The sequence below is a fragment of the Aeromonas sp. s4 genome (assembly GCF_040907855.1).
Lineage (GTDB): Bacteria > Pseudomonadota > Gammaproteobacteria > Enterobacterales > Aeromonadaceae > Aeromonas > Aeromonas caviae.
Genome location: NZ_JBFOCP010000049.1, coordinates 88941 through 98449 on the forward strand (window position 1 = coordinate 88941; position 9509 = coordinate 98449).

At 63.8% G+C, this 9509-nt stretch carries 12 protein-coding genes; 7 read left to right on the forward strand and 5 right to left on the reverse strand.

Annotated elements, in window-relative coordinates; translation table 11 throughout:
• Window positions 1-22 precede the first annotated feature (22 nt).
• Together AB5Y89_RS17455 and AB5Y89_RS17460 are read left to right on the forward strand one after the other, a co-directional pair.
• Window positions 23-346: a hypothetical protein gene (locus tag AB5Y89_RS17455; protein WP_368224216.1), complete on the forward strand. Its 324-nt coding sequence runs from the start codon at window positions 23-25 to the stop codon at window positions 344-346.
• Window positions 343-954 carry an ACP phosphodiesterase gene (locus tag AB5Y89_RS17460; RefSeq protein WP_045525398.1) on the forward strand — a complete coding sequence of 204 codons (612 nt, stop codon included), beginning with the start codon at window positions 343-345 and terminating at the stop codon, window positions 952-954. The genes AB5Y89_RS17455 and AB5Y89_RS17460 overlap by 4 nt, the downstream gene beginning before the upstream one ends.
• 38 nt (window positions 955-992) lie before the next feature.
• On the opposite strand, the gene AB5Y89_RS17465 is transcribed toward AB5Y89_RS17460, so the two are convergent.
• From AB5Y89_RS17465 to arsC, 3 genes are all read right to left on the reverse strand, one after another.
• Window positions 993-2063 (reverse strand): linear amide C-N hydrolase, encoded by a 1071-nt coding sequence (locus AB5Y89_RS17465; protein ID WP_368224217.1) that lies wholly within the window; start codon window positions 2061-2063, stop codon window positions 993-995.
• 248 nt (window positions 2064-2311) lie between these two features.
• Window positions 2312-2686 (reverse strand): DUF2069 domain-containing protein, encoded by a 375-nt coding sequence (locus AB5Y89_RS17470; RefSeq protein ID WP_043155315.1) that lies wholly within the window; start codon window positions 2684-2686, stop codon window positions 2312-2314.
• Complete coding sequence (gene arsC, locus AB5Y89_RS17475) at window positions 2683-3033, reverse strand: arsenate reductase (glutaredoxin) (RefSeq protein ID WP_043155313.1); 351 nt, start codon at window positions 3031-3033, stop codon at window positions 2683-2685. Before arsC ends, AB5Y89_RS17470 begins: the two co-directional genes overlap by 4 nt.
• A 60-nt stretch (window positions 3034-3093) precedes the next feature.
• On the opposite strand from arsC, the gene AB5Y89_RS17480 reads away from it, so the two are divergent.
• Complete coding sequence (locus AB5Y89_RS17480; protein WP_368224218.1) at window positions 3094-3573, forward strand: TlpA family protein disulfide reductase; 480 nt, start codon at window positions 3094-3096, stop codon at window positions 3571-3573.
• A gap of 133 nt (window positions 3574-3706) precedes the next feature.
• Here the strand turns inward: AB5Y89_RS17480 and AB5Y89_RS17485 are convergent, their stop codons facing one another.
• The gene (locus AB5Y89_RS17485) at window positions 3707-5161 is read right to left on the reverse strand and encodes a M48 family metalloprotease (RefSeq protein WP_223918331.1); all 1455 of its coding nucleotides are present in this window, start codon (window positions 5159-5161) and stop codon (window positions 3707-3709) included.
• Between the two features lie 127 nt (window positions 5162-5288).
• On the opposite strand from AB5Y89_RS17485, the gene AB5Y89_RS17490 reads away from it, so the two are divergent.
• The 3 genes from AB5Y89_RS17490 to AB5Y89_RS17500 all read left to right on the forward strand — a co-directional run bounded on the left by AB5Y89_RS17490 (window position 5289) and on the right by AB5Y89_RS17500 (window position 7634).
• A complete protein-coding gene (locus AB5Y89_RS17490) occupies window positions 5289-5558 on the forward strand; it encodes a sulfurtransferase TusA family protein (protein ID WP_323928351.1) in 270 nt (89 codons plus the stop codon).
• Between the two features lie 22 nt (window positions 5559-5580).
• Window positions 5581-6651, forward strand: coding sequence for an AI-2E family transporter (locus tag AB5Y89_RS17495; RefSeq protein ID WP_029314318.1), 1071 nt, complete (start codon window positions 5581-5583; stop codon window positions 6649-6651).
• 173 nt (window positions 6652-6824) lie between these two features.
• Window positions 6825-7634, forward strand: coding sequence for a MipA/OmpV family protein (locus AB5Y89_RS17500; protein WP_368224219.1), 810 nt, complete (start codon window positions 6825-6827; stop codon window positions 7632-7634).
• A gap of 66 nt (window positions 7635-7700) precedes the next feature.
• Here AB5Y89_RS17500 and AB5Y89_RS17505 read toward each other — a convergent pair whose 3' ends face one another.
• Window positions 7701-8507, reverse strand: coding sequence for an alpha/beta fold hydrolase (locus tag AB5Y89_RS17505; RefSeq protein WP_323926800.1), 807 nt, complete (start codon window positions 8505-8507; stop codon window positions 7701-7703).
• Between the two features lie 156 nt (window positions 8508-8663).
• Here AB5Y89_RS17505 and ppk2 point away from each other — a divergent pair, with 156 nt between their 5' ends.
• The gene (gene ppk2 / locus AB5Y89_RS17510; protein ID WP_201887718.1) at window positions 8664-9494 is read left to right on the forward strand and encodes a polyphosphate kinase 2; all 831 of its coding nucleotides are present in this window, start codon (window positions 8664-8666) and stop codon (window positions 9492-9494) included.
• Window positions 9495-9509 lie beyond the last annotated feature (15 nt).

Below are 9509 nucleotides of genomic sequence, written 5' to 3' on the forward strand. Positions count from 1 at the left end.
GCATCGCAGGCAGAGGCAAGCGATGGCCAACAAACGGCAAATTGCAGATGAGCGGGATTACGCCGCCATGGGCGTCAATGAACTGCTCCGGGGCCTCGACCTATTCGTCGAACCACTCGGAGAGATAGAAAGGCTTGAAGTAGAAGGCCAGAAAAAAGCCTCTGGCTTTGCGCATCATGGTGATTTGTCGAGTCCTGTGACAAAGATGGCAAGCACCTTAACACGCCTCAAATTTGCCCGGCAAGGGGACTTGGGGATGAAACATCCTGCCCATGGTCAATCCGGCCACGATTCGTTAGGCTCGGATCACCCGTTCACGCCCAGGCACGCGAGCCCCATCCCATGAATTTTCTCGCCCACCTCCATCTGGCGGCCCATACCGGCAGCTCCCTCACCGGCAACCTGCTGGGGGACTTCATCAAGGGCCCGCTGCCGACGGGACTGGCTGACCACTTCGACGAGGGGATCTGGCTGCACCGCAAGATAGACGCCTTCACCGATGCCCACCCGGCCCATCGGGCCGCCGTGGCGAGCTTCGACCCCCCCTGGCGCCGCTTCGGCGGCATTGTGGTGGACATGCTCTACGATCACTGGCTCAGCCAGCACTGGCAGAGGTTCAGCGCAGCCCCCCTGCCCCGCTTTCTGGCGCAGAGCTATGGTCAGCTTCTCCTGGATCATCACAGCCTGCCACAGGGCCTGCCGATGGCCCTGCGGCGCATGGCCGAGCAGGACTGGCTGGCCTCCTACCAGTACCGGGAAGGGGTGGGAGCGGCCCTCAACGGCATCGGTCGTCGGCTGCGCCGCCCCGTGCCGCTCGGGGAGGCGCTCCACGCCCTGGATCAGGCTCGCTGGACCGAGGCCGAGCACGCCTTCCTGCACTTCTACCCGGAGCTGATGCGCTTTTGCGAGGCGCAGATCGCCGCCCACCGCACTGCCACCTCATCCCCACCATAAAAAACGCCCCGAGCGGGGCGTTGTCATCGGGGGAACGCTCAGGCCTTGGGGCTGGCCGGCAGGAAGCGAAACGCCTTGGCCGGGACGAATTTCTCCGCCGTCTCCCCCGCATAGAGCTGCTGCTCGGTCAGGGGCAACTTGAGCACCGGGGCCCCCGCGGCGAGATCCAGCTTGTCCATGCTCACCCAGAAGGTGTTGGGCAGATGGGTCAGCTCGAAGAAATAGCGGCGATGCTGCTGATCCGCCACGCTGCGCCACAGGGTGGTGGAGATGTTGGGCTGATCCGGGGTGCTGATCCCCATGGGTACCGAGACGTTGCGCATCACGCTCATCACCCCGGCTACCGCCTCGTTGGCCTGGTCGGTCTTTGGCAGGGTCTTGATGTAGAAGGAGGCGCGGGCAAATCGATCCGCCGAGCGGTTGGTGCCGGGCAGCATGGTGAGACCGCCAATCTCCTCCCAGTAGTCGTTGAGAGCCAGTTGCTTGTCAAAGGTCGGCGAGTTGGTCATCACCTGATAACTGCGGTCGTGGTAGATCTGCAGCTTGCCCCCCACGTACTGGAAGATGGCGGAATCGCCGCTCGCATCGGAGAGGGAGAGGTGCAGCTGGCCCGGCTTGCCATCCGGGGTCAGGGTGGTCACCACATAGAACTCGTCCTTCGACAGGGCGGCGACCGCATCGGCCACGGTGGCGAAGTTGTCCAGCGCGTACTGGGCCCAGAGCGAGATGGAGAGAGTCTTGCGCGGATCCTTGTCGCTCGGGGTCACATACTCGGACTCGGTCAGATAGAGGAGGTTGGCCACCAGCCCCTTCTCGTTCATGCCGTCGGCGGTGCCCGCATCGAAGCCTGCCGCCACCACGGAGCCGTAGCGCGACGTCCACGTCATGGAGTGCGCACCGGCCTCCCCTTCCCGCGCGATGCCACGGGGCAGCGCCCAGAGATTGGTCGGCATGGCGCTGCGCCAGTCCATGGTACGACCGGTCACCACCAGCGCTCCCTCCCCCTGATAGACGGCGCGGGTACAGGCATCAGCGAGGGAACTGACGGAGAGGGAGACGGTCAGGGCCAGCAGGGTCTTGTGCAACAGGGGGGAACGCAGGATTGTCATATGGATCACTCGAGTCTGTTGAAAACACAAGCATACCCCTTTTTGCATAACAGGGGCTGACTGAGGCTGGCAAACCAGGTGACAGATCTGTCAACAGAGGTGCTGCCCTGCCAATCAGCGATCAATATCCATAAATTAATCAAAGAGATAAGCAAGCCACTTCGGGGCGATACCGCCAGATGCCATTCGCTGGCTTGCGTCGGTTTCAGACACATACCCTGCCCGCCAGCAGGCGGACAGGGAGGGGCTCAGCCTTCCTTCTTGCGGATACTCAGCCCCAGCTCGCGGCCACGCAGGCGGGCATAATAGATGGTGCCCACAAACGCCAGGGTGGTGAGCACCAGCTCCACCACCGCCAGCCACCGCTCCCCCTCATCCGTGGTGATCAGGGTCAGGGCGTGCAGGAAGTAGGGCATCAGCACGAAATTGCCCCAGGCGTGGGTGTAGGGATTGCCCTGCACTATGCCCTTGAGGGGGAAGAGCAGCGGCACAGTCCAGATCACCGGCAACAGCCAGGGGGCGAGATCCGGGTGGGGCGAGAGCCAGAGGTGCCAGAGCAGCACCCAGGCCAGCAGGCCGAAAAAACCGGCCAGGGTCAGCAGGCGAGCGAAGCGGGTGCTCACTTGAGGATCTCCAGCACCTGCTCGGGCGGACGACCTATGCGGGCCTGCCCGTTCTTGATGACAATGGGGCGCTCGATGAGCTTGGGGTGCTGGTGCATGGCACGAATGAGATCATCGCCGCTCACCTCGCCGAGCCCCAGCTCCTTGTAGAGCTCTTCCTTGGTGCGCATCAGCTGTCGGGGATCCGTGAAGCCAAGCTGACTCAGGAGGGTGCGGATCTGTGCCTCACTCGGGGCCTGCTCCAGATAGAGCACCACCTCGGGGGCGACCCCGTGCTGTTCCAGCAAGGCCAGGGTTTCACGGCTCTTGGAGCAGCGCGGATTGTGGTAGATTTGGGTCTCGCTCATGATAACTCCCTGATTAATCGCAAGATGGGACAAGAAATGGCGCTATTGTAGGGGAAACGGATGGTCAGGGTAAGCGGGAAGGCTATGGAAATGAAACGGATCTGTTGGCTGATTGTGGCAACCCTGCTGGGGGCCTGCAGCCCGGCACCCGACTTTACCGACGGCGCGGGAAAGAAGGTCAGCCTCGCGGATCTCGGTGGCAAACCGCTGCTGGTCAACTACTTCGCTCCCTGGTGCGCCCCCTGCCTGCGGGAGATGCCCCTGCTGACAACATTGCACCAGGAAGGCCAGATCCGGGTGATCGCCATCAACTATGACCCCGCCTCCCCCGCCGAACTGACCGAGCTGGCACGGCGCCACGCCATCAGGGTTCCCCTGATGATCCCGGATGACGACGCCCGCCTCCCGTTCCCAAGGCCCGGGGCGCTGCCCACCAGCTATCTGCTCGATGCCAGGGGCACGCTGCTGGAGACCCTGGTGGGGGAGCTGGACGAGCAGAAGATAGGCGAGATAAAACGCCGCCTGGCGAGCGCCCCATAGCAGAGCCATCCATCATTCTCATTTCTTCATCATCAAGATGCGTTGAAACCGATGAAAGGCCCTATTTTAGCCTGCAAAACAAGGCGGGGTGCCCCCAAAGGAGCACCCCGCCTGCCATCAACCCGCTCCGGACTCAGCCCTTGAGGCTGTCCAGATCCTTCTTGGCCCGCTCCAGCTGGGTGATGCGCGCCTCGATGCGGGCCAGGGTCAGCTTGTCGCTGGTGGTGCCCCGCGCCACGATCAGTTCGTCGATGGCCGCCTGATAGTCCCCGCGCAGGGAGAGGGTCTCCGCCCGCGCCATGTGCAGGTCCGTCATCCTGCCCGCCTTGCGGTAGGCGTCAGACAGCAGGCTCCAGGCCAGGCTGTTCTCGTCGTGCTCACGGGCATAAGGGTCCAGGATGGCGATGGACTTCTTGTAGTTGCCCCCCTCCAGATAGGCGTTGCCGAGGTTCACCACCACCACCTCGTTGTCCGGCATCCGGGTGCGGAAGCGCTCCAGTCTGGCGATGGCCTGGGCGCTGCGGCCCTTGGCGAGATCGATGTCGGTCAGGGCATCCACCACGAAGAGATCCTCCGGGTGACGGGTCGCCAGCTCCTGCATCAGGGTGTCGGCCTCGTCGGTGCGCTTGAGCTGCAACAGGGCCAGTGCCTTGCCATAGATGGCGGCATCCTTGAGGGGGTAATCCCCCTTCTGCAGGCGGCTGTCGAAGTAGGTGAGCAGCGCCTGAGGCGTCTCGGTGCCATAGCGCACCTGGATGCGCACCTTGGCCAGCCAGAAGTCCAGGCTCGGCGGCAGGGCGCGCGCGCCATAGCTCCCGGCCCTGGCTCGGGCTTCGCTGATCCGGGTCTCCGGCAGGGGGTGAGTCAGCAGCATCTCCGGCGGCTTGCTGGCGTAGCGGTACTCCGCCGCCAGCTTCTGGAAGAAGTTGGCCATGCCCATGGGATCGAACCCGGCGTCATACAGCGTCTTCATGCCGATGCGATCCGCCTCGTATTCGTTGTCCCGGGTGTAGTTGATGGCCGACTGCATCGACAAGCCAAGCGTGGTCTGCAAGGCCGCGATGCCGGCGGTGGGGTTGATCACCGCGAGTGCAATGGAGCCCACCAGGCCGGCCAGGGTCATGGCGGAGCTGCTCGCCTGCGCCTCCATGTAACGGGCGATGTGACGCTGGGTCACGTGGGTGATTTCGTGGGCCAGTACCGAGGCCAGCTCGCTCTCGCTCTCGGCGTAGAGGAAGAGGCCGGTGTGCACCTTGACCCGGCCACCGAGGAAGGCCGCCGCGTTGATGCTGGGATCGTTGATGAGGAAGAAGGTGAACGGGAAGCGCACCCCGTCGGCATTGGTCAGCAGCCGCTGGCCCAGATCGTCGATGTATTCGTTGAGCACGGGGTCATCGATGATGGGCAGGCCCGCCCGGGCAAAACGCATGAAGGCGTTGCCGTAGCGCACCTCCTGCTCGATGGGCAGTGCGGCGACCCCGGCGGTACCGATGTCGGGCAACTGGTTGCTCCCCTGGGCGTGGAAGGTCGCCCCCATCAGGGTGACCAACAGGGGAAGCGATGCTATCAGGGGGGAAAAACGTGCCACGTTATCTCTATCTCCAATCAGACCCCAGCGGGCATCGGCAGAATACCCTTGCCATTCAAGGCCCACAAGCGTTGTTTCATCCTCTCATCACGGCCATAATGACCGCCACGCACGCGATGGAGTTCTCATGGAACAGCTCGACCTGACCCCCTGGCGTTGTCCCGAGCCCCTCATCCGGCTCAAGCTCTGGTTGCGCCAGGCCCGGCCCGGTCAATCCGTGTGCATCCAGCTCGGGGATGCAGGCTCCCGGCAGGACATTCCCGCCTATCTGCGCCGTCAGGGTCACCATGTCCAGACCCTGGAAGAGTCAGCTGCCCGCCTCTCCCTGCTGCTCGTCGTTGCCCGTCCCCCCCGGGACGCCCTGCTCGCCCCCGAGCCCATGCCACCCACCCCGTGAGCCGCCATTCAAGGAAGCCTCGATGTTAGATGTATTGAAGCGCTGGTATCAGACCCGTTTTTCCGACCCCGATGCCGTCACCCTCTTCCTGCTGCTGGTCTTCTGCTTTGCCGTGCTCTGGCTGTTTGGGGATCTGCTGGCACCGCTGCTGGTGGCCCTGGTGATGGCCTATCTGCTGGAGTGGCCGGTGAGTCGCCTGCAACGGGGCGGCCTTTCTCGCACCGTCGCCACCAGCCTGGTCCTGCTGCTGTTCATCACGGTGACGACCCTGATGCTGCTGGGCCTCATCCCGACACTGGTGAGCCAGGGGGTCAACCTGGCCAAGGAGGCCCCCGCCATGCTGGCCCATGCCCAGGACTATGTCCGCACCCTGCCGGAAAAATACCCCGAGATCATCGACGTCAGCCTGGTGGAAACCATCATCGACAACATTCGCCAGCGCATCCTGACCGGCGGCGAACAACTGGTGAGCGCCTCTTTGAGCTCCCTCATCAACGTGGTGGCCATCCTCATCTACGCCATCCTGGTGCCCCTGATGGTCTTCTTCATGCTCAAGGACAAACAGGTGCTGATGGGAGGCCTGCGCCGCTTCCTGCCCCGCAACCGCACCCTGGTGAACCGGGTCTGGGTGGAGATGAACGACCAGATCATCAACTACATCCGCGGCAAGGTGATCGAGATCGTCATCGTCGGCATCGCCACCTATGTGCCCTTCGCCCTGATGGGATTGCGCTACTCCGCCCTGCTGGCGGTCGCGGTGGGCTTCTCCGTGCTCATCCCCTATATCGGTGCCGCCGCGGTGACCGTGCCGGTGGCCATGGTGGCCCTGTTCCAGTGGGGGCTGACCCCCGACTTCGCCTGGCTGATGGTGGCCTATTTCGTGATCCAGGCCCTCGACGGCAACCTGCTGGTCCCCCTGCTCTTCTCCGAGGCGGTCAACCTGCACCCGGTGGCCATCATCATCGCCGTGCTGGTGTTTGGCGGTCTGTGGGGCTTTTGGGGCGTCTTCTTCGCCATTCCCCTCGCCACCCTGGTCAAAGCGGTGCTCAATGCCTGGCCCAAGCGGGAAGATCTCCCCCGCCCCGCCCCCTGACCCTGGCAAGGGGCGAGGCCGGGTCTCGCCCCTTCCAGATACCGGCCACCAGCAGCACCTCCGTGACGCTGGCTCATGCTTGCCTTGTCGGGTTTAATTGAAAACCGACATCCGTTTGACTTGCTACGCCGGTCTGATTCGTTCCCACGCCCACCCACCGACAAGGATCTGTCATGTCCCCAGTCCCTGCCCTGCGCCATGCCTCTCTGGGTGCCTTTCTGGTACTGCTGCTCTGCTCACCCGTCCGGGCAGACCTCGATATCGGGGCCCTCAGCGCCTTCTCCAGCGACAGCCCCGACAGCCCCATTCCCAAGGGGCTGGTGCTGGGCGGGGCCGTCATCGGCGGTCAGGCCCGTTACCAGCACCAGGACGATACCCTGATGCCCATCCCGGGGGCCCTCTATTTTGGTGACAACCTGATGTATCTGGGGGATCGGGCCCGCTACTACCTGAGCCGGGATGGCAACCTCTCGGCCTATGCCTTCGGCCGGATGCGCTTTGGCAACCTGGACCCGGACGACGATCCCTTCCTCCATGGCATGGAGAAGCGCAAGGGGCAGTTCGAGGCCGGTGTTGGGGCCGATCTCATCACTCCCTACGCCCTCTGGAGCGTGCGGGCCACCACGGATGTGACCGGCACCAGCGACGGTCAGGAGCTGATGCTGTGGGCCAACTTCCCCATCATCCGCGGCCCCCTGCTGCTGATGCCGGGAGCCGGCGTGATGCTGCGCAGCCACAACCTCGCCAACTACTACTTCGGCGGTGTCTCGCAAGACGAAGCGAGGGCGGACAGGCCGGCGTGGAACACGGGCACCACCCTCTCCCCCATGGTCTCCCTCATCGGCAGCTATCGCTTCAGCGCCAACTGGATTGGCGGCTTTGGCATCAACTACGAGCGCTACGACAACGACATCGCGGACAGCCCCATCGTCCAGCATCAGGGAGAACTCTATGCAGGCTTCGGGGTGGGCTACATCTGGTAGCCCCATCCGGACTGGGCAACAAAAAAGGAGCCCATGGCTCCTTTTTTACGGCTATCCGGCGCAGCGTCACTCTGCCACTTCGGCGAGAAATGCCGCCAGCGCCCGGTTGATGAACGCGGGATTCTCCAGGGTCGAGATGTGACCGGCCCCCGGGATCTCCCTGAACGGACACCCCAGCACCTCGGCCATCAGATACCCCTCCAGCACAGGGCGAGCCTTGTCCTCGCACCCCGTCATGACCAGTGCGGGCAGCCTCATCTCTTCGAGCCAGTCGATGCGATCCTCCCGGGTCACGAAGCTGCGCCCCACCGCCACCAGGCTCGCCACCTTGTCGGCGGGCCATTGGGCCAGCCGGGCCTTGAAACCGGCCATCAGGGCCGCGTCCGGTTGATGGGCGAAGAAGAGCGGCGCCACCTGATCGGCGATGGGCGCAGGCACGGCGCCGACCTGTTCGATCATCGCCAGCATGCCGAGATAGCGCTCGCAGGTGATCTGGGGTTCAAGGCCGACGAAGCTGTCCATCAGCACCACTCCCTTGAGGCGAGCAGGCGCCATGCGCGCCAGCTCCACGCCCCACATGCCACCGATGGAGAGCCCCACCAGCACGCACTCGTCGATGCCAAGGGCATCGAGCAGCGCCAGATGATCCCGGGCCAGGGTCACCAGGGTGCAGGGCCCCTCGGGCAGCACATCGGAATCCCCGTGACCCCAAAGCTCGGGCACGATGCAGCGATACTGCCCCTTGAGGGCCTCGATTTGCGGTGCCCACATGGCACTGTCCCACAGGTAACTGTGGCCAAAGAGCAGTGCCGGACCCTGCCCCTCGTCCAGATAGGCCATGCGGCGGCCCGCTATCTCCATAAACTGCTTCATGTTTTCTCCTGTTGCCAGCGGCGATGAAACTGGCTTTCCTGTTTTTCTGTTGCCAGCGGCTGATGAGGCGGCAGTGTAACACGCCACCCTTGGCAGGGGTGCCCGCCTGGTGCAAGCTGGAGAGACTCACAACGAGGAGTCACCAAGGAGAGGATGATGGCCAAGGAAAAGAGCAAGAAACGCCCCCGTCTGGACAAGAAGACCTACGAACATCACCTCGCCCACCTGCAGGAGGAGCTGGTCAAGTTGCAGGAGTGGGTCAAGCAGGAGGGGCTCAAAGTGGTGGTGCTGTTCGAGGGGCGCGACGCCGCGGGCAAGGGGGGCGTCATCAAGGCGATCACCGAACCCCTCAACCCCCGGGTCTGCCGGGTCACCGCCCTGCCAGCCCCCTCGGATCGGGAGCGCACCCAGTGGTACTTCCAGCGCTACGTGGCGCACCTGCCCTCGGCGGGCGAGATGGTGCTGTTTGACCGTTCCTGGTACAACCGGGCCGGGGTCGAACGGGTGATGGGCTTTTGCAGCGACGACGAGTATCGCGAATTCCTGCGCGCCTGCCCCGAATTCGAGCGGATGTTGATCCGCTCCGGCATCACCCTCATCAAATACTGGTTCTCGGTCAGCGATGAAGAGCAGGAGAAACGCTTCAAGGAGCGCATCAACACTCCCATCAAGCGCTGGAAATTCAGCCCCATGGATCTGCAATCCCGCTCCCGCTGGGTGGAGTATTCCCGCGCCAAGGATGACATGTTCATCTACACGGATACCGAGGATTGCCCCTGGTTCGTGGTGGACGCCGACGACAAGCGCCGCGCCCGCCTCAACTGCATCTCCCACCTCCTTGGCAAGGTGCCCTACGAGGCGATCCACTACGAGCCCATCACCCTGCCTCCCATCAAGACCGAAGGGTATGAGCGCCCGCCGCTCACCAGCCAGCACTTCGTGCCGGACGTCACCGCCGCCCTCGAGTCAGACAAGCACGGGCAGTGACGGGTTCCGGCCAGC